16 protein-coding genes are annotated in these 18364 nt (G+C 63.9%); 6 read left to right on the top strand and 10 right to left on the bottom strand.

What is annotated here, in order from left to right; all coding sequences use genetic code 11:
- Positions 1–11: 11 nt before the first annotated feature.
- The 3 genes from KXR72_RS07015 to KXR72_RS07005 all read right to left on the bottom strand — a co-directional run bounded on the left by KXR72_RS07015 (position 12) and on the right by KXR72_RS07005 (position 2887).
- Positions 12–773 (bottom strand): amino acid ABC transporter ATP-binding protein, encoded by a 762-nt coding sequence (locus KXR72_RS07015; RefSeq protein ID WP_437421309.1) that lies wholly within the window; start codon positions 771–773, stop codon positions 12–14.
- 145 nt (positions 774–918) lie between these two features.
- The gene (locus KXR72_RS07010; protein ID WP_437420409.1) at positions 919–1764 is read right to left on the bottom strand and encodes a transporter substrate-binding domain-containing protein; all 846 of its coding nucleotides are present in this window, start codon (positions 1762–1764) and stop codon (positions 919–921) included.
- Positions 1765–1975: 211 nt separating this feature from the next.
- Positions 1976–2887, bottom strand: coding sequence for a LysR family transcriptional regulator (locus KXR72_RS07005; protein WP_437420408.1), 912 nt, complete (start codon positions 2885–2887; stop codon positions 1976–1978).
- Between the two features lie 103 nt (positions 2888–2990).
- Here KXR72_RS07005 and KXR72_RS07000 point away from each other — a divergent pair, with 103 nt between their 5' ends.
- The 3 genes from KXR72_RS07000 to KXR72_RS06990 all read left to right on the top strand — a co-directional run bounded on the left by KXR72_RS07000 (position 2991) and on the right by KXR72_RS06990 (position 6714).
- Complete coding sequence (locus KXR72_RS07000; protein WP_437420407.1) at positions 2991–4337, top strand: aspartate aminotransferase family protein; 1347 nt, start codon at positions 2991–2993, stop codon at positions 4335–4337.
- A 49-nt stretch (positions 4338–4386) separates the two neighbouring features.
- Positions 4387–5883 (top strand): CoA-acylating methylmalonate-semialdehyde dehydrogenase, encoded by a 1497-nt coding sequence (locus KXR72_RS06995; protein ID WP_437420406.1) that lies wholly within the window; start codon positions 4387–4389, stop codon positions 5881–5883.
- Between the two features lie 72 nt (positions 5884–5955).
- Positions 5956–6714 carry an SDR family NAD(P)-dependent oxidoreductase gene (locus tag KXR72_RS06990; protein WP_437420405.1) on the top strand — a complete coding sequence of 253 codons (759 nt, stop codon included), beginning with the start codon at positions 5956–5958 and terminating at the stop codon, positions 6712–6714.
- Between the two features lie 70 nt (positions 6715–6784).
- On the opposite strand, the gene KXR72_RS06985 is transcribed toward KXR72_RS06990, so the two are convergent.
- Together KXR72_RS06985 and KXR72_RS06980 are read right to left on the bottom strand one after the other, a co-directional pair.
- Positions 6785–7300, bottom strand: a complete 516-nt coding sequence (locus KXR72_RS06985; RefSeq protein ID WP_437420404.1) for a nuclear transport factor 2 family protein — start codon at positions 7298–7300, stop codon at positions 6785–6787.
- Between the two features lie 220 nt (positions 7301–7520).
- On the bottom strand, positions 7521–8471 hold the full coding sequence (locus KXR72_RS06980; protein WP_437420403.1) for a LysR family transcriptional regulator: 951 nt from the start codon (positions 8469–8471) through the stop codon (positions 7521–7523).
- A 98-nt stretch (positions 8472–8569) separates the two neighbouring features.
- On the opposite strand from KXR72_RS06980, the gene KXR72_RS06975 reads away from it, so the two are divergent.
- Positions 8570–9781: an MFS transporter gene (locus KXR72_RS06975; protein WP_437420402.1), complete on the top strand. Its 1212-nt coding sequence runs from the start codon at positions 8570–8572 to the stop codon at positions 9779–9781.
- Positions 9782–9870: 89 nt separating this feature from the next.
- Here KXR72_RS06975 and KXR72_RS06970 read toward each other — a convergent pair whose 3' ends face one another.
- Entirely contained in the window at positions 9871–11997 is a 2127-nt protein-coding gene (locus KXR72_RS06970) for a TonB-dependent siderophore receptor (protein ID WP_437420401.1), read from the bottom strand.
- A 151-nt stretch (positions 11998–12148) separates the two neighbouring features.
- Here KXR72_RS06970 and KXR72_RS06965 point away from each other — a divergent pair, with 151 nt between their 5' ends.
- A complete protein-coding gene (locus tag KXR72_RS06965) occupies positions 12149–13867 on the top strand; it encodes an amidase (RefSeq protein ID WP_437420400.1) in 1719 nt (572 codons plus the stop codon).
- Between the two features lie 40 nt (positions 13868–13907).
- On the opposite strand, the gene KXR72_RS06960 is transcribed toward KXR72_RS06965, so the two are convergent.
- Positions 13908–14099, bottom strand: coding sequence for a hypothetical protein (locus KXR72_RS06960; RefSeq protein WP_437420399.1), 192 nt, complete (start codon positions 14097–14099; stop codon positions 13908–13910).
- Positions 14100–14258: 159 nt separating this feature from the next.
- Positions 14259–14435 (bottom strand): hypothetical protein, encoded by a 177-nt coding sequence (locus KXR72_RS06955; RefSeq protein ID WP_437420398.1) that lies wholly within the window; start codon positions 14433–14435, stop codon positions 14259–14261.
- Positions 14436–14733: 298 nt separating this feature from the next.
- On the opposite strand from KXR72_RS06955, the gene KXR72_RS06950 reads away from it, so the two are divergent.
- Positions 14734–16740, top strand: coding sequence for a TonB-dependent receptor family protein (locus KXR72_RS06950; protein ID WP_437420397.1), 2007 nt, complete (start codon positions 14734–14736; stop codon positions 16738–16740).
- An 80-nt stretch (positions 16741–16820) separates the two neighbouring features.
- On the opposite strand, the gene KXR72_RS06945 is transcribed toward KXR72_RS06950, so the two are convergent.
- Both KXR72_RS06945 and KXR72_RS06940 read right to left on the bottom strand, forming a co-directional pair.
- Complete coding sequence (locus tag KXR72_RS06945; RefSeq protein ID WP_437420396.1) at positions 16821–18086, bottom strand: OprD family porin; 1266 nt, start codon at positions 18084–18086, stop codon at positions 16821–16823.
- A gap of 95 nt (positions 18087–18181) precedes the next feature.
- The coding region (locus KXR72_RS06940; RefSeq protein WP_437420395.1) for a TRAP transporter large permease subunit at positions 18182–18364 on the bottom strand (183 nt) is incomplete at its 5' end.

Here is an 18364-nt window from a genome sequence, read left to right as displayed (position 1 = left end):
ACTGACCCTCCTCAATCCAGGTGGATGACTTTTTCGAGGAATTCGCGGGTGCGCGCTTCGCGGGGCTGCTTGAAGATCTGCTCCGGCGGGCCTTGCTCGACCACCTTGCCGTTGGCGCAGAACACCACGCGGGTCGCGATATGCCGGGCGAAATGCATGTCGTGGGTGACGATGATCATCGCCATCTTTTGCTCGGCCAGTTGCAGCATCACGTTCTGCACTTCGGTGACCATTTCAGGGTCGAGCGCCGAGGTGACCTCATCGAACAGCATCAGTTTGGGCTCGAGCATCAAGGCGCGGGCGATGGCGACGCGCTGCTTCTGCCCGCCGGACAGCTGGCTCGGGTAGGCGTTGAGCTTGTTTTCCAGCCCGAGGCGGGCGAGCAGCGCGCGTGCCCGTTCGGTAGCCTCGGCCTTCGATGTGCCGTGCACTTTGGTAGGTGCCAGGATCAAGTTGCCGAGGATCGATAGATGCGGAAACAGGGTGTAGTGCTGAAACACCATCCCGATCTGGGTGCGCAGTTTTTCGTCGAGCGATTTGCCGCGCACCGACTCGCCATGGATGTAGGGCTGACCCTGGAAATGGATCGTCCCTTGCTGGATGCTTTCCAGCCCCATCAGCACCCGCAGCAGCGAACTCTTGCCGCTACCGCTTGGGCCGATGATCACCAGTCGGTCGTCGGCGCGCATGTCGAGGTTCATGTGATCCATGACCTTCAGCTGCTCGCCGTAGGCCTTGCACACGTCGCGCAGCTGAATGAAATCGCCGGTCATATCGACGGCCTGTGGGGCGGGCGCGGCCGGCTCGGTGGTAGCCGTTTCAGGGGCGAGCACGGGCTGTGGCTGGGCGGCCACCAGATAGGGAGCTTTCATTCTCGGGTTCTCCTGGAGGGCTGCAGGAGCCCTCGGGGTCAACGGATCACTGAGCGGGCTTGTTAGCCGCGTTGAGCTGCTGCGATGCCTTGTCGACCAGGGCGGCGATTTCGCCGGTCGCTCGACGTTGGGAGAGATAGATGTTCAAGACCTGGAGGTCGGCCGCGGACACGTCGCGGCGCAAGCCGAACGCAACGCCCTGCTTGGCGAGCGCCGGATTGGGCAGGACTTCCTTGGCCCATTGAGGGTTAGCCAGGGCGAAGAGATGGTTGGTGTCGTTGGCGTCGACCAGCACGTCGGCACGACGCGACATGACCGCCAGGCGCGTCTCGTCCATGCCCGGCAGGCGCATGACTTTGGCGTTTTTTACCGCTGCGGTAATGGCCTTGTCCTGCGCAGTGCCGGACATCACCGCGAATGTCACGCCGTCCTTGTCGTAGTCCTGCAGGCTCTCGCCGGCGCCTTCGAACTTGGGGTTGTCCTTGTTCACCAGCAGTGAGATTTCGTAGTCAGTGGCTTTGTCCGAGAACGCCACTGCGAGGGCACGCTCCGGCGTCTGGTTCAGCGCCATGGCCAGGTCCCACTTGCCGCTCTGCAGGCCGGCGACGAGGTTGTCCCAGTTGGTGTCGACGAACTGGACCTTGACCTTCAGCACGTTTTCACCGAAGTCGCGACATAGGTCGACGAAGAAGCCGCTGTAGTCGGCTGAGCTGGCGTCACGCATGACATAGGGCGCCGCTGTCGCCGCGCCACAGCGCAGCACGCCGGCTTTTTGAATGTCTTTCCAGAGCGTTGCATCGTTTGCCTGAGCAGGCAGTTGGGTTAGCAATGCGCCCATTGCAGCAGCACCTGCAATGGCGTTGCGGATCTTGCGGGAAATGAATCGAGCCATGTCTGACCTCACCGATAGCGTTGTTTTTATAGGCAGAAGTACGAAGCAACCGATCGTGCACCGTCTGTTTGGCTGGCGCCTTGTGTGCAGTGCTGCATGCAGAGTAGGCCCGTAAAAAAACGCGTGTCAACACGCCGCAGTGAAAATTTTCCCGGGCGTGCTTGGGCTAACAGGGGTGTAATGGCCGTGTTCTGACCGATTGGTCAGCCGCTCAGGCCGTCTGCTGCAAGGCTTCGAGGAAATGCTCGAGGATCAGATGAGGGCGACGGCCGCGACGTGTCGCCAAGGCCAGCTTCGCCTCGAAGAACATGCGTTCGGGCAGCAGCGCGACCATCTGTCCTTTGGAAACCCAATTTTCGGCGTAGTGGTCCGGTAGAAAGCCGATGTAGCTGCCGGTAAGGATCAGGAACGCGGTGCCTTCGCGGTCGGTTGCCGAGGCGCTGAGGTTGAGCTGCTGATGCAGGCCGATGGCCTCGGCGGTCATGCGGTAGCTCGGCACCACAGCGTCGACGTGTTCCAGTTCGGCTGGTTTCAGGTCCGCGGCGCGGGCGAACAGTGGGTGCTCGCGGCTGCAGTAAAGATTCGACCGTTCTTCGTAAAGCTGGGTGTATTCCAGCCCTGAAAGCGGCGTCACCAGCGGCAGGGCACCGACATGCAGGCGCCCGTCGAGCAGGCCTCGCTCGATTTCCGCAGGCGTACTCATGCTGATGTTGATGCGCACGCCGCTGCCCTGCGCACGCACCGCCTTGAGTGCCTGAGTGATGCGCATCTTCGGCTGGGTGACCAGGTTGTTGACGATGCCGATGTTCAGGTCGCCGCGCAGCTGCTGGTGCATCTGGTTCACTTCGCTGCGAAAGCCCTCGATGGCCACCAGCACGGCTTCACCGGCGCGCAGCACCTCGCGGCCTTCGTCCGTCAATGCGAAGCCTGCTCGGCCGCGTTGGCACAGGCGCATGCCCAGGCGCTTTTCCAAATCGGCCATGTGCAGGCTGATGGCCGAGCGGCTAATTCCCAGTACACCTTCGGCAGCGGCGAAGCTGCCGCACTCGGCGACAGTGCGGAAAAGCCGGAGCAGGCGCAGGTCGAAATCGGCCACTTGGTTGAGCGGCGCTTTCTTCGTCATAGGTAAATAAATCCATAACTGAAGTGAAGTAAATATAGATTTAACTCACCTAACGCATGAGAACAAGCTGCAAGGCAGGTCAACCAGCCACAGGTCTCACGCCATGAATCAGCTTTTGCAGTTCCCTTCGCCTGCTCAGAGCCAGCTAAAGCTGGACGCACATTGGATGCCTTTCTCGGCGAACCGCAACTTCCAGCGCGATCCACGTTTGATCGTTGCTGCCGAAGGCAGCTGGCTGATCGATGACCAGGGTCGCCGGGTCTACGACAGCCTGTCTGGACTCTGGACCTGCGGCGCGGGCCATTCACGCAAGGAAATCCAGCAAGCCGTTGCGCAGCAACTTGGCACGCTGGACTATGCGCCGGCCTTCCAGTACGGCCATCCGCTGTCGTTCCGGCTGGCAGAGAAGGTCGCCGAGCTGACGCCCGGTGATCTGAACCACGTGTTCTTCACCGGCTCGGGCTCCGAATGCGCCGATACCGCGATCAAAATGGCGCGCGCCTACTGGCGTCTGAAAGGGCAGCCGCAGAAAACCAAGCTGATCGGCCGCGCGCGTGGGTATCACGGCGTGAACGTCGCCGGCACCAGCCTCGGCGGCATTGGTGGTAACCGCAAGATGTTCGGTCAGCTCATGGATGTCGATCATCTGCCGCACACACTGCAGCCGGGCCTGGCCTTTACCAAGGGTGCCGCCGAAACGGGTGGGGTAGAGCTGGCCAACGAGTTGCTCAAGCTGATCGAGCTGCACGATGCCTCGAACATTGCTGCGGTGATCGTCGAGCCCATGTCCGGCTCGGCCGGCGTCATCGTGCCGCCGCAAGGCTACCTGCAGCGCCTGCGGGAGATTTGCACGCAGCACAACATCCTGCTGATCTTCGATGAAGTCATCACCGCGTTCGGCCGTTTGGGTACCTGGACGGGCGCTGAATACTTCGGCGTGACGCCGGACCTGATGAATGTCGCCAAGCAGATCACCAACGGCGCCATTCCCATGGGCGCGGTCGTCGCCAGCCGCGAGATCTACGACACCTTCATGCACCAGGGCAGCCCGGAGCATGCGGTGGAATTCACCCACGGCTACACCTATTCAGCGCACCCGGTTGCCTGTGCAGCAGGCCTGGCGACCCTCGACCTGTTGCAGCGCGAGCAGCTGCTCGAGCAGTCGGCGGCCCTTGCGCCGAAATTCGAACAGGCGCTGCACGGGTTGAAGGGCGCCAAGCACGTCGTCGATATCCGCAACTGCGGCTTGGCCGGCGCGCTGCAGATCGCTCCGCGCGACGGCGACGCCATCGTCCGCCCATTCGAGGCCGGCATGGCCTTGTGGAAGGCTGGCTTCTATGTGCGTTTCGGCGGGGACACTCTGCAGTTCGGGCCGACCTTCAACGCCAAGCCTGAGGATCTTGACCGTGTATTCGATGCGGTTGGTCAGGCTTTGCAAGGCGTCAATTGACAGCTCCGCCCATTAACAATGCATCCCGGCTATTGATCGAGGAACACCCATGACACTCGTACCGCATCTGATTCACGGCGAGCGCGTCGCCAACGCTGAGCGCACCGCTGACGTATTCAATCCAGCCCTTGGAACGGCCGTGGCCCAGGTTGCATTGGCTGACCGTGCCACGGTGCAGCAGGCCATCGATTCAGCCAAGGCGGCGTTCCCGGCCTGGCGCAACACGCCGCCGGCCAAGCGCGCCCAGGTGATGTTTCGTTTCAAGCAACTGCTCGAAGAGAACGAGCAGCATATCGCCCAATTGATCAGTACCGAGCACGGCAAGACCGTCGAGGATGCGGCGGGCGAACTCAAGCGCGGCATCGAAAACGTCGAGTACGCCTGTGGCGTGCCCGAGCTGCTCAAGGGCGAATACAACCGCAACGTCGGGCCGAACATCGATGCCTGGAGCGATCTGCATCCGGTCGGCGTCGTCGCGGGCATCACGCCTTTCAACTTCCCGGCGATGGTGCCGTTGTGGATGTACCCGCTGGCGATCGCCTGCGGCAACTGCTTCATCCTCAAGCCGTCTGAGCGCGACCCGAGTTCGACATTGTTCATCGCCGAGTTGCTGCATCAGGCCGGCCTGCCCAAGGGCGTCTTGAATGTCGTACACGGCGACAAGACGGCCGTCGACGCGCTGATCGAGGCGCCGGAGGTCAAGGCGCTGAGCTTTGTCGGTTCCACACCGATTGCCGAGTACATCTACGCCGAGGGCACCAAGCGCGGCAAGCGCATCCAGGCACTGGGCGGCGCCAAGAACCATGCGGTACTGATGCCCGACGCTGATTTGGACAACGCAGTAAGTGCCTTGATGGGCGCGGCTTATGGCTCGTGCGGTGAGCGCTGCATGGCGATCTCGGTCGCCGTCTGTGTAGGCGATCAGATTGCCGATGCGCTGATCGACAAGCTGGTACCGCAAATCCAGCAGCTCAAGGTCGGTGCGGGCACTGCCTGTGGGCTGGACATGGGGCCGCTCGTCACTGCCGCGGCGCGTGACCGGGTGGTGGGCTTCATCGATGGCGGCGTGGCGGCGGGCGCGCGGCTGGTGGTCGACGGCCGCGGGCTGCGCGTCAGCGGGTACGAAGACGGTTACTTTGTCGGCGGTACGCTGTTCGATCAGGTCACGCCCGAAATGGACATATATAAGGAAGAGATCTTCGGCCCGGTGTTGTGCGTGGTGCGCGTCAACAGCCTGGAACGGGCCATGCAGCTGATCAACGACCACGAATACGGCAACGGAACGTGCATCTTCACCCGCGACGGCGAATCGGCCCGGCTGTTCTGCGACGAGATCGAAGTGGGCATGGTCGGCGTGAACGTCCCGCTACCGGTGCCGGTGGCTTACCACAGCTTTGGTGGCTGGAAGCGCTCACTGTTCGGCGACCTGCATGCGTACGGGCCAGACGGCGTGCGTTTCTACACCCGCCGCAAAGCCATCACCCAGCGCTGGCCAAAGCGCGAGAGCCACGAGGCGGCGCAGTTCGCGTTCCCGAGCAACGGCTAATCGATAACGCAGATAACGCAGAGAGGAGGGCCATCGGCCCTCTTTTCGTGTACGGGCAAGAGGATGCGCACTATGGACAAACCGCTCGAAGGCAAGACCGTACTGGTGACCGGTGGCTCTGGCGGCATCGGCGCGGCAATCGTCAAGCAGCTCGCCGCCGAAGGCGCACGCGTGCTCGTGCATTACGGCCGTGACCAGGTGGCGGCCGAGCGAACCCTGGCTGCTGCGGGTGGCGGCGGTTATGTCGTCCAGGGCGATCTGGCGTCGCCCACCGGGGCGTTCGATCTCTGGGCGCGCGCAGTCGAGTTGGCTGGGCGCATCGACGCACTGGTCAATAACGCCGGTATTCGCACCGAAATCTCCATCGAGGCCGATCCGGAAGACTGGACGCGTGCCTGGCGCACCGAGTTTCAGGTCAATTTCTTTGCCGCGGCCGACCTGTGCCGCGAAGCGATCCGTCATTTTCAGGGCAACGGTGGCGGGCGCATCGTCAACATGGCCAGCCGGGCCGGGCAGCGTGGTTATTCGGCGGACGCCTTGCCATACGGTGCGACCAAGGCCGCGCTGATCAATCTGACGCGGTCCATCGCACGCTCCTTTGGGCAGGACGGGATTGTCGCCGTGGCGATAGCACCGGGTTGGGTGCGAACGGACATGGCCGAGCGTTTCATCGCGACGCAGGGCAAGCAGGCAGCCGTGGCGGAAATCCCCATCGGTGAGTTGGCCGAGCCAGGCGACGTCGCCGAACTGGTGGCCTTCGTGCTGCGCAACTCACAGGCCTCGCTCAACGGCTCGACGCTGGATGTAAATGGCGGCAGCTACATCCGCTAAGCGAAGAAGCCCCGCCAGATCGGTGCGCATCGGCAACACGTCGTCTGCAGGGCCAGCGTGGTTGCTGCTTTTACGGGGCCGGGATGCGCCGCAGGACGTCGTCATAGGGTGCAAGGTCCAGGTACGCCGTGACCTCGGTGGCCTTGCCGTTGCGCATCTGGAAAATCCAGGCGTAGCTGTTGGAGTAGGGTTGGCCGTCTTTCGCGACGCCAGCGCCATCCCACTGGATGACGACATGATCGCCATCGGCCCAGACCTGTTTGCTGACGGGCCGGACCGGTGTCTGCAGGCGCGAGGCGAATGGCCGAATGGCCTGCTCGACGAAGTTGTCGAGGCCTCGGTATTCACCGGCGCTGGGGCCAGAACCCTTGATTGTCCAGACCATATCCGGCGCGAGCATGTCGCGGAAGAACGTGTTCCCGCCCGCGGCCCAGGCGTCGAACGCTTCGGTGACGATTCGCTTGTTGCGCGTCTCCAGGTCATCCTGGGTGTCGGCGTTCGTCGGGCTCGACAGCAGCGCGGTGCTGAATGCCAGCACGGTCGCCAGGCCGGATGAGCGGATGCGAGTAGAGGTCGAGGTGTACATGCTGAGCTCCTTTTGGAAGTCGTCGGGAAATGCCTCACAGCCTTCAAATCGGAAACTGTGGGGACGAGCTTGCCTGTTGGGTGGGGCTTGGCTGTAACCGGATCCTCCGTGCTCCTTGCTCGATTCTCTCGCGTCGTGTGCCGGGCGCGTTGTCGAGCGAACTCAGAACCAGCAGGCCTCACGCATGCGTTGGCTGCGGCTTGAAGCCCTCTCGGTGGCGTCAATCGGTTTTCGCGTCCCCCGACGCGCGCAATTCGACGAGATTTGGCATGCGCTGCCGAATGAGTTCGGCGAACAGCCGCAGCTTGGCTGGGTAACTGCGTGCGTAGGGGTGGATCAGGTAGACCGGCAAGGGCGCGGCCTGCCATTGTGGGATCAACTGCACCAGACGCCCTTCTTCAATGTCTCGGGCGACGACCCAGGCGGAGCTGATGCACGCACCGAGCCCCGCCAGTGCCGCGCTGCGCAGGGCATAAAGGCTGTCGGTGCTCAGGCGTGGCTGGATACCGAAGCGGTGCTCTCGGCCGTCCGCCTGGCAGGTCAGCACGACCTGATCGGTGTAGTAGGTGCGTAGCGCCAGCCAGGGCAGGCGTTGCAACTCAGCCGACGTGTCCGGTAATGGGGCGTCGCCGAGTAGGGCTGGCGCGGCGACCACGATCCGTGGCACTTCGCCGAGGCGAATGGCGACCACCGACGGGTCGTCGATAACACCGACCTGAATCGCGCAGTCGATGCCTTCGGCTTTGAAATCCGGGCTGCGATCATGCAATACCCATTCGACGTTGACCTTGGGATACCGGCGCAGATAGTCGCCCAACGGCGCAATCAGCTGGTCCTGGCCGAAGGCATGCGGGGCCTGGACGCGCAGGGTGCCGCGTGGATCGTCGCGTGCGCCGAGCAGCTCGGCTTCCATTTCCGCCCAGCGTTCGAGCAGCTGCACGGCGTAGGCATAGCAGCGCTCACCATCACCGGTGAGCTGCATCCGGTGCGTCGAACGGGCGAGCAGCTGCAGGCCAAGCGAGCGCTCCAATGTTTGCAGTCGTCGGCTGATGGTTGGCTGGGTGGTGCCGATCTGCGAGGCGGCGGCGGAGAGGCTGCCGGTATCGACGATACGGACGAAGGTCCGAAGCAGCTCGATGCGATCAAACCCGGTAACGATGAGGTCTTTCATACGTGTCACGCATAACTGATGTGTAAACGAGGCTACTACAGCGGTTGGTGATGCGCGAAGAGAATGGCGGCACGTTTCAACGCCAATGGATCTATGTCATGACTTCAGCTCAGCTTATCCCCTCGCTCGATCAAGGCTCAGCGGCTCCGTCGCGGGGGTTGGTTCTTCTGCTTGCCACGGGCGCCGGCCTCAGCGTGGCGACCCTGTACTACAGCCAGCCCATACTCGGTGTGCTGGGCGCGGACATCCAGGCGGGTGAGCGCGCCGTCGGCATGGTGCCGATGCTCACGCAGCTGGGTTACGCCTTGGGCATCCTGTTGCTCGCGCCGCTGGGTGATCGTTACGACCGGCGCCGGATCATCCTGGCCAAGTCCCTGATGCTGATTGTGGCGCTGTGTATCAGTAGCTTCGCCCCGGGCATCGCCACCTTGCTCGTGGCAAGCCTGGCGATCGGTCTGACCGCGACCATGGCGCAGGACATCGTGCCGGCCGCAGCGACGGTAGCCCCCGAGGCGCACCGCGGAAAGATCGTCGGCACGGTGATGACCGGCTTGCTGCTCGGGATCCTGTTGTCCCGCGTGATGAGTGGGCTGATCGCGGACCAGTTCGGCTGGCGAGCGGTATACGGGATGGCTGCCGTTTCGATCGCATTGATCGGGCTTGGCGCCTGGCGCGGCTTGCCGCGCTTCGCTCCCACGACCGCTTTGTCCTACGGCGATCTGCTCGGTTCGATGCTGAAGCTCTGGTCGCGCTATCCAGCCCTGCGTCGTGCGGCCTTTTCACAAGGGCTGTTGTCAGTCGGCTTCAGTGCGTTCTGGTCTACCTTGGCGATGATGCTGCATTCAAGCTTCGGGCTGGGCAGCGCCGCCGCCGGTGCATTCGGCCTGGCCGGAGCGGCAGGTGCGCTGGCGGCGCCTCTGGCGGGACGGTTGGCCGACCGCAGCGGGCCGGAGCGCGTGACCCGCTTAGGTGCTGGGCTGACTGCGGCCTGCTTTGCCATGTTGGGGTTGGCAGTCGCTGTTCCGCCACAGTGGCAGCTGGGCCTGATCGTGGTCGCTGCAATCGGGTTCGATTTCGGTATCCAGGCGACACTGGTGGCCCACCAGACCATTGTCTACGGCATCGAACCAGCCGCACGCAGCCGTTTGAATGCACTGCTGTTCACCGGCGTGTTCATCGGCATGGCGGCAGGCGCCGGGCTCGGCAGTATCGCCTTCGCGCAGTGGAGTTGGATGGGCGTGGTGGGGCTGGCGACTTTGGCAGCCATCGCCGCGCTGGGCGTACGACTGGTCCGTGGCGGGAGGAACTGACTGACGCGCGGATGGGCGGCGATGTGCTGGCCCATCCGCGGGCCGAGGCGTTAACACGATGTTTCGGGCGCTCCTTGAGCGCCTGGCGGCTAGAGGCTTATCGAAACGCCGGCCTGCAAGGTGCGCGGGGCGCCGGGGTAGGCCCAGATGTTGCCCCAGGCGCGCTCGTCGTATTCCTCGTCGAACAGGTTGTTGAGGTTCAGGTTGAGGCGCACGCGCTCGGTGAGCGGGTAGTAGGCGAGCAAATCGACGGTGGTGTAGGCGCCCATGTCGAAGGCGGTGTTCGATGTGCTGCCGCGGCGGTCACCGACGTATTTCATACCAACACCCAATCCGAGCCCGGCTAGCGTGCCTTCGGCAAACTCGTAGGTGTCGAGCAGGCTCAGGCTGTGGCGTGGCACGTTGGCCAGCCGGGTGCCGACGGGCATGGTCGTGGTCGAGCTGTCGGTCACTTCCGCATCGACATAGGCATAGCCGCCGATTACCCTCCATTCGGGCGTTATGTTGCCGGCGACGCTGATGTCGAAGCCGCGGCTGCGCACCTCGCCGGCTGCGACCTGGTAGTTGCTGTCCTGCGGATCGGTGGTCAGCACGTTTTCCTTGGTGATGTGGAAGAGGGCCGCCGTCACGCTCAGGTTGTGGTCCGGCAGTTCGTATTTGATCCCGGCCTCATGCGCGATGCCCTTTTCGGGATCGAACGCCTGGCTGGAGCGGTCCGCGCCGCGGTTGGGTTTGAACGAGCGCGAAGTGTTGGCGTACACGGCCAGTTCGTCTGTCAGGTCGTAGATCAATCCGAAACGCGGCGAAACGGCATTGTGCGACTGGTCCCAGCTGCCGGTACTGGAAAGCTTGTTCACGTAGCGCTGCTCGAAGCGCTCAAGGCGAGCGCCGAGCTGTGCACTGAGGCGCTCGGTCAGAGCGATCTGGTCTTGCAGGTAAAAGGCATAAGTCTTGAGGTCTTCTGCGTCGTGGGTCGTAGTGCGGGTCAGCGCGGGCAGCGCCTGGCCGTAGACTGGCGAGTAAAGGTCGATCGGGAAGGCGTCCGCCGCGCCGCTGGAGCGACGGATCAGCGAGTTGTAGTTGAAGTCGTCGAATTCCAGCCCGAGCAAAAGGGTGTGCTCCAGCCCGGCGGTCGCGAAATGGCCCTCGAGGTTGGTCTGGGCCATGAAGTCGTTCCAGTTCAGCCAGCGCTCGCTGTAGTTCCGGCCAATGGTACGGCCGTCGGCAGCGATGCCGTTGTTCTCCACCGCACCGCCGTCGATGCTGCCGTCGAGGTACTGCACGCCGCCACGTAGCGCCCAGTCGGCATTGAGCTGGTGCTCGACGCGCAGTTGGGTGGTGGCGTTCTGGTTGGTTAGCTTGCCGGCGCTTTCCTCGCCGAGAAAACGATCGCGCGGCAACTGGCCGGCCTGGGTGGCGTAGCGGGTGACGCCGCGGTCCATCGGGTGGCGGTTGTGCAGGTAGTCACCTTCAAGGATCACGGCGGTGTCGTCACTGAGCTGCCAGCGCAGCACCGGTGCGACGTTGTAGCGTTCGCTTTCGACATGGTCGCGGAAGCTGTCGGCACCCTCGGCCACCACATTCAGGCGATAGGTGAAGTCGGCGCTCTCGTCGAGCGCACCGGTGGTATCGAGCGTGCCGCGGCGCAGGCCCTCGGTGTCGACCTGGCTGCCAAGCACCGTACGCTGCTGTGCCTGAGGTTGTTTGCTGATGATGTTGAAGGTGCCGCCCGGGTCGCCGCGACCGTAGAGCATCGATGCCGGCCCGCGCAGTACTTCGATGCGCTCCAGCGTGCTGGCGTCGGGCATGTTCGGGTAGCCGCGGTTGACCGCGAAGCCGTTGCGGTAGAACTCCTGGGTGCTGAAGCCGCGCACGAGAAATTCGGTCAGGCCCTGGCCGCCGAAGTTGTTGCCGCGCTCGACACCTCCGGCATAGTCCAGCGCATCTTCCAGGCGGGTCGCGCTGATGTCCTGCACGACCTGCGCGGGTACGACGCTGATCGATTGCGGCGTTTCGTGGATGGGGGTATCGGTACGTGTGGCGCTGGCGGAGCGGGTTGCACGATAACCGTCGACCGGGCCGTCGGCGCGTTCGGCCGATGCGGTCACTTCCATTTCATCGAGCGCCAGCGGGCTTTGTTGCGCTTCGTCGGCCAGGGCCGTGGTTTGGCAGAGCAGGGTGGGAACCGCGAGCATCGGGAACAGAAGGCGCCGCATCGTACGATCCTTGGAAACGGAAGGGGCGCGCATCCTAGAGTTATTGCGATTTATTATCAACTGAGATCGTGTCGCATAACCCTGGCCTCTCGGCGGCCCGGGCGGATATCGCTATATTGTGCGCACCGTTTCCAGAACCAGAGAGGGCCGAATGAATACACCGATCGAAGTCACCGAAGCGTCTATCGCCGACCTGCGTAAAGCACTCGACGAAGGGCGGGTCACAGCGGTCGAACTGGTTCAGGCCTACCTCGCGCGGATCGAGGCCTACGACGGTCCGGACACCGCTACGGCACTCAACGCCGTGGTGGTGCGTAACCCGGAGGCACTGGAAGAGGCGCGCGCTTCGGACGCCCGTCGCGCCCGCGGCGAAACCCTGAGCCCGCTCGACGGCATCCCCTACACCGCCAAAGACAGCTATCTCGTCAAGGGCCTGACGGCGGCGTCCGGTAGCCCGGCCTTCGCCAAGCTCGTCGCCTACCGCGACGCCTTCACCATCGAGCGTCTGCGCGGGGCAGGCGCGATTTGCCTGGGTAAGACCAACATGCCGCCGATGGCCAATGGCGGTATGCAGCGGGGCGTCTACGGTCGCGCCGAGAGCCCCTATAACGGTGAGTACCTGCCGGCGCCCTTCGCGTCGGGTTCGTCCAATGGTGCCGGTACGGCAACCGCTGCCAGCTTCGCGGCGTTCGGCCTGGCTGAAGAAACCTGGTCGAGCGGCCGGGGCCCGGCCTCTAACAGTGGCCTTTGTGCCTACACCCCCTCGCGCGGCGTGATTTCCGTGCGGGGCAACTGGCCGCTCACACCGACCATGGACGTGGTCGTGCCCTTCACGCGGACCATGTCCGACCTGCTCGACGTGCTCGACATCATCGTCGCGGAAGACCCTGACACCCGGGGCGACCTGTGGCGCATGCAGCCGTGGGTGCCCTTGCCGAGTGTGGCCTCGGTACGGCCGGCGTCCTATCACGAATTACTGTCGGGGACCGACGCGCTGGCCGGTAAGCGCTTCGGCGTACCGAGGATGTACATCAATGCCGATCCCGAGGCGGGCACCAGCGAGAATCCCGGCATCGGCGGGCCGACCGGGCAGCGCATCCATACGCGGCCATCGGTGATCGCGTTATGGGAAGCGGCCCGCCATACGCTTGAAGCCGCCGGTGCCGAGGTGGTCGAGGTGGATTTTCCGCTGGTCTCCAATTGCGAAGGGGACCGTCCCGGCGCGCCGACGGTGTTCAATCGCGGGTTGGTTTCTAAGGACTTTCTCCACCACGAACTCTGGGACCTCACCGCCTGGGCGTTCGACGATTTTCTGCAGGCCAATGGCGACCCGGCGCTGAACCGCCTGGTGGATGTCGACGGCCCACAGATCTTCCCGCACGACCCAGGCACATTGCCGAACCGTGAAGGCGATTTGGCCGCTGGCATGGATGAATACGTGCGCATGGCTGAGCGCGGCATCACGCCGTGGGATCAGATCGAGACGCTGCCGGACGGCCTGCGTGGCCTTGAGCAGACGCGCCGGATCGACCTTGAGGACTGGATGGTTCGGCTCGGGCTCGATGCGGTGATCTTCCCGACCGTAGCGGACGTGGCACCGGCCGACGCTGACGTTAACCCCGAATCGGCGGACATCGCCTGGAGTAACGGCGTCTGGGTTGCCAACGGCAACCTGGCGATCAGGCATCTGGGCGTACCGACCGTTACCGTGCCGATGGGGATCATGGCGGATATCGGCATGCCGGTCGGCCTGACGTTCGCCGGTCGCGCCTATGACGACACCGCGTTGCTGAGGCTGGCTGCGGCTTACGAGGCGACTGGCAACAAGCGACAGGTGCCGCCGCGTACGCCGCCGCTACGCCGAGGATGAGCGTCGGGCAGCAGCTTGCCGCCCGGCGTGCGCCGCGAACCTAGGCGGACGGCGTCTCGTTCTTGTCGTCCGCACGCGGCCGGATACGGCCAGTGAGCAGCGTTGCTGCGTTCGAATAATCGGTAGTGCGTGCGGCGCGGTCGCGTTCGAGGTTGCGGTAATCGAGCAGGGCGCCGGTGCCGATCATGCCCAGGCTGAGCAGGGCGCAGAGCGCGATCTGGTAGAGATTCATGAGGGAAACTCACGTGGAAAAGGGATGGCTATCCAACCCTTAACTTGCAGCGGTTTCCATTGGCCGTTGGTGCAATGGCGGAAACGCTCGGCATTGCCGCGATGCAACGACGAGCGCCGTGTCCTTGAGCAGGCACGGCGCAGTCAATCGGGTGGGGTGTCAGGCTTGGCGCCGCTCGGCTTCCGGAAGTACATGCGGCGCCGCCAGCCGGGCCTCAAGCGTCTGGACGAAGGCGCGGGCTTCGGATTCGCTGCGGAACGTCACCTTCCGCTGACCCATGCATACCTCCCATACGCTTCCTTCGCGGGGTGAAAGCGGTCGAACCTGGATATTCATGATTGCCTCCGTTCAGCATTCAAAACGTCAGCGAACGCTAGGTTTCTGCCGGTGTCCTGTCAATTGCAGCATTGCCGCAGCCAGTTACCGTTTATGTCCTCGACGGCGAGAGCGGTCGCCATTGCCGCGAATGCTCTAGGGCGAGACCTATAGCCCGACGATGGCCCCGTGCCGCTGCGACGTTCGAGGCCTGGCGCGGGCGCTGGCTGGGCGGTAGGGTGCAGTACCCGGGCGATCTCATCGTGCCGCGGCAACAACAAGAACGGGCGTCTATCGCCTGCAGATTAAGGAAACGTCGATGCTCAAGAGGACACTCATCGGAGCGATTGCCATCGCCTCCGGCTCCGCTGCCGCGCAAACCAGCGATGCGCTGGTGCTCGATCCGCTGCTGGTGACCTCGCCGCGCAGCGAGAGCGACTGGCTTACGCTGCCTATGGCCGTCAGCGCCAGGGCGGTCGAGGACCAGCCCGGCGAACAACTGCTGAGCCTGGACAGTTTCCTCGCGCCGATCCCCGGCACCGTTTCCCAGAGCCGCTACAACCTGGCGCAGGGCATGCGGCTGTCGATCCGCGGCTTCGGCGCGCGTTCGAGCTTCGGTGTGCGGGGGGTGCGCGTGCTGGTGGACGGCGTGCCGCTGACCATGCCCGACGGGCAAACCGAAATGGACGGTTTGGACGCCTCGCTGATCGAGCGCGTGGAAGTCATCCGCGGACCGGCGTCGACCATTCACGGCAACGCCGCGGGCGGTGTGCTGTCCATTGAAACCCGCCAGCCGAGCGCGACGCCGCGCACCCAATTGGAACTCACCGGTGGCGAGTTGGGTTATCGGCGGGCTCGGGCCGAGACCAGCGGCACGGCTGGCGCGCTGGGTGGGCTGCTGGCCGTAAGCAGTACGCGGCTCGAGGGCTATCGTCCACAAGGCGTGGCGGAAACCAACAACCTGACCGGCAAGGTTCGCTGGCTCGGTGAGCACGGAACGTTGTCCGCAACCCTTCACGCGCTCGATAACCGCGCCGAAGACCCGGGCGCGTTGACCCTGGCCCAGGTTCGTGACGACCGCTCCCAGGCGCGGCCGCAGAGCTTGCAATACGACTCGGACGAGTGGATTCGCCAGCAACGCCTGTCGCTCGTCTGGGATGGCCAGGCCGCAGGGGACGACACCTATCAGCTGCGCAGCTATTACGGGCGTCGCGAGTTTGGCAACAGCTTGCCGCTGCAAGCCAACGGGCAGACCAGCTATGACCGCTGGTTCGCGGGCATTGGCGCCCAGCACACCTTCCGCCGCGAATGGGCGGGCTTGCCGAATGCGCTGACGGTCGGCCTTGACCTGGAAAGCCAGCGCGACGAGCGCAGCCGGCATGACAACCTCCCAGGCGGCATCACTGGTGCCCTGACGCAACGCCAGCGTGAAGCGGCAGACAGCCGCGGTGTATTCGCCGAGAACCAGCTGTCGTTCGGCTATGGCTGGCTGCTGACCACCGGGCTGCGTTATGACAGCGTGCGCCTGGAGGTCAAGGACCGCTTCGTCGGTGACGGCGATGCCGACGAGTCCGGCGGGCGCACCTTGGATGATTGGAACTACAGCCTCGGCCTGAGCCGGCAACTGGATGAGCACCATGTACTTTACGGGCGTTACGCCACCTCGTTCGAGACACCGACCATCAACGAGCTGGCCAACCCGGCCGGTGGCGGATTCAATCCATCCCTCGGACCGGCACAGGCGACCAATCGGGAGATCGGCCTCAAGGGCGAATGGCCGGGGCTGCGCTACGAGGCGGTGCTTTACAGCATGCGCATCGAGGATGAGCTGGTGCCGGTCGTGGACGGGCGCACCTTCTATACCAATGCCGGCCGTAGCAGCCGCGATGGCGTGGAGCTGAGCGCGCAATGGCTGTTCGGTCGGTATTGGCAACTGACCGGCGCGTGGAGCTACAACGACTATCGCTTCGATCAGTTCGAGAATTTTGGTGGCAACCGTATCCCTGGCATCCCTCGCCAGAGCCTGTTCGCTGAAGTGGGATATGACCGCGAGGCCTGGTTCGCGCGGCTGAACCTGAGCGCGCACGACCAGCAATATGCCGACAACGCCAATGACAACAGCGTTGCTGGGTATGCCGTTGCCAATGCGCGAGTCGGCTGGCGGCTGAACGCCGCTGGCCAGCGTTGGGAGCCGTACGTCGGCATCGACAATCTTTTCGACCGCGATTACTACGACAACCTGCGCATCAACGACAACTTCGGTCGCTACTACGAACCCGCCCCGGGCCGGACGCTCTACGCCGGCCTCAAGTTGACGTTCGAATAAAAAAGGCCCGTCATCGACGGGCCAAAAGAGCATCACGCGCAGGAGAGGGCGCGTATGAAGGGAGCAGCAGTGACGCGGTTTTACAGGATCGACAACGGGTAGTTGAAGATCAGGCGGTTTTCGTCCAGGTCGCGGGTATTGACCTCGGAGCGGAAGCTAGAGTTACGCCACTTGATATTCAGGTTCTTCGCCGGGCCGTTCTGGATGGTGTACGCCAGTTCGGTCTCGCGGCCCCACTCTTCGCCATCGTCTGTGGTTGCAGTGCGGATGTTGTCACCGCTGATGTAGCGGTTCATCAGGGTCAGGCCGGGGATGCCGACGGCGGCGAAGTTGTAGTCGTGGCGCAGCTGCCAGGAGCGCTCGTCAGCGTTGTCGTAGCTGTTGTTGAAACTGTCGTTGGCCAGCGAGCCGCCGCTGGTGCCGTTGACGCGCATCCAGCCAGTATCGCCGCTGACTTTCTGCAAGCCGACGTAAAAGGTGTTGCCGCCGGCCTTGAGGCCGAACAGGCCGGAGTAGGTCTTGTTGTCCAGCTCGCCAGCGCGGGCGCTGCCGTCGTCCTCGCCCTGGAAGTAGCCGAGGTTGGCGGTCAGGGCCAGGTTGTCGCCCAGCGGCTGGGTGTGCAGTAGCTGCACGTACTGCTGCTCGTAGACATCCTTTAGTTCGGCAGTCCAGAGGCCGACGGTGGTGCGCTTGTCGTTGAAGGCGTATTCGCCACCAAGGAAGTTGAAGCGGTCGGAGGTCGCGCTGGAAACGCCGTTCAGGGACATGTCTTCCATGCTGGCGTCGTCACGCGGGCTGTTCTGGCGGAACTGGCCACCGTAGAGGGTTAGGCCGTCGAGCTCCTTGGAGGTGACCATGCCGCCCTGGAACGTCTGCGGCAGCGAGCGGCCGTCGTCCGAGCGCAGGATTGGCAGCACCGGCATCATCTCGCCAACCTTCAGCTCGGTGTTGGAGAACTTGGCCTTGGCAGCGACCCCGAAGCGGCCGTAGTCATCGGCCGGGCGGTTGCCGTCGTGAACTGGCAATAGTCCGGTACCACGGGTGCCGCGGCCGCCGTCGAGCTTGACGGAAAGCCCCGCCAGCACGTCGACACCGAAGCCGACCGGGCCCGGGGTGTAACCGGACTGGACGTTGAGGATGAAGCTCTGGGTCCACTCTTCGGCCTTGGAGCGGTCGTCGATCGCGTCGTCGCGGAACTCACGGCCGATGTAGAAGTTGCGCGCGGTGACGCTTGCCTTGGTGCCGTCGACGAAGCCTTCGGCGTGGGCCAGCGGCGCGCTGCCGGCGGCAACGGCAAGGGCGAGCAGGCTCGGGGCGGTCAGTTGCTGGAGGGTTGGACGCTTCATTGTTGTTGTTCCTTTTTTGTTGGTGAAGGTGTCGAAGGTGCCCGGCCGGCGGTACGGTGCCGAGGCCGGGCGTGTTGCAGCCGCGGGTGCGGTAATCAATTCAGCCAGCGCACCAGGCACAGCGTGATGGACGGGAAGAGCACCAGGATCACCACGCGCACCACGTCGGAGATCAGGAAGGGCACCACGCCGCGGAAGGCGTCGCGCAGGCTCACGTCGCGGGCCATGCTGCTGATCACGTAGACGTTCATGCCCACCGGCGGAGTGATCATGCCGAT

The organism is Stutzerimonas chloritidismutans (assembly GCF_051486945.1).
Lineage (GTDB): Bacteria > Pseudomonadota > Gammaproteobacteria > Pseudomonadales > Pseudomonadaceae > Stutzerimonas > Stutzerimonas chloritidismutans_B.
The sequence above is the reverse complement of the archived record's forward strand: the minus strand, read 5'-3'. Positions and strand labels throughout refer to the sequence as shown.

What these genes read in the sequence shown, in the direction of transcription:
- KXR72_RS07015 (WP_437421309.1), bottom strand. Translation starts at nt 773, where the DNA reads ATGACCGGCGATTTCATTCAGCTGCGCGACGTGTGCAAGGCCTACGGC.
- KXR72_RS07010 (WP_437420409.1), bottom strand. Translation starts at nt 1,764, where the DNA reads ATGGCTCGATTCATTTCCCGCAAGATCCGCAACGCCATTGCAGGTGCT.
- KXR72_RS07005 (WP_437420408.1), bottom strand. Translation starts at nt 2,887, where the DNA reads ATGACGAAGAAAGCGCCGCTCAACCAAGTGGCCGATTTCGACCTGCGC.
- KXR72_RS07000 (WP_437420407.1), top strand. Translation starts at nt 2,991, where the DNA reads ATGAATCAGCTTTTGCAGTTCCCTTCGCCTGCTCAGAGCCAGCTAAAG.
- KXR72_RS06995 (WP_437420406.1), top strand. Translation starts at nt 4,387, where the DNA reads ATGACACTCGTACCGCATCTGATTCACGGCGAGCGCGTCGCCAACGCT.
- KXR72_RS06990 (WP_437420405.1), top strand. Translation starts at nt 5,956, where the DNA reads ATGGACAAACCGCTCGAAGGCAAGACCGTACTGGTGACCGGTGGCTCT.
- KXR72_RS06985 (WP_437420404.1), bottom strand. Translation starts at nt 7,300, where the DNA reads ATGTACACCTCGACCTCTACTCGCATCCGCTCATCCGGCCTGGCGACC.
- KXR72_RS06980 (WP_437420403.1), bottom strand. Translation starts at nt 8,471, where the DNA reads ATGAAAGACCTCATCGTTACCGGGTTTGATCGCATCGAGCTGCTTCGG.
- KXR72_RS06975 (WP_437420402.1), top strand. Translation starts at nt 8,570, where the DNA reads ATGACTTCAGCTCAGCTTATCCCCTCGCTCGATCAAGGCTCAGCGGCT.
- KXR72_RS06970 (WP_437420401.1), bottom strand. Translation starts at nt 11,997, where the DNA reads ATGCGGCGCCTTCTGTTCCCGATGCTCGCGGTTCCCACCCTGCTCTGC.
- KXR72_RS06965 (WP_437420400.1), top strand. Translation starts at nt 12,149, where the DNA reads ATGAATACACCGATCGAAGTCACCGAAGCGTCTATCGCCGACCTGCGT.
- KXR72_RS06960 (WP_437420399.1), bottom strand. Translation starts at nt 14,099, where the DNA reads ATGAATCTCTACCAGATCGCGCTCTGCGCCCTGCTCAGCCTGGGCATG.
- KXR72_RS06955 (WP_437420398.1), bottom strand. Translation starts at nt 14,435, where the DNA reads ATGAATATCCAGGTTCGACCGCTTTCACCCCGCGAAGGAAGCGTATGG.
- KXR72_RS06950 (WP_437420397.1), top strand. Translation starts at nt 14,734, where the DNA reads ATGCTCAAGAGGACACTCATCGGAGCGATTGCCATCGCCTCCGGCTCC.
- KXR72_RS06945 (WP_437420396.1), bottom strand. Translation starts at nt 18,086, where the DNA reads ATGAAGCGTCCAACCCTCCAGCAACTGACCGCCCCGAGCCTGCTCGCC.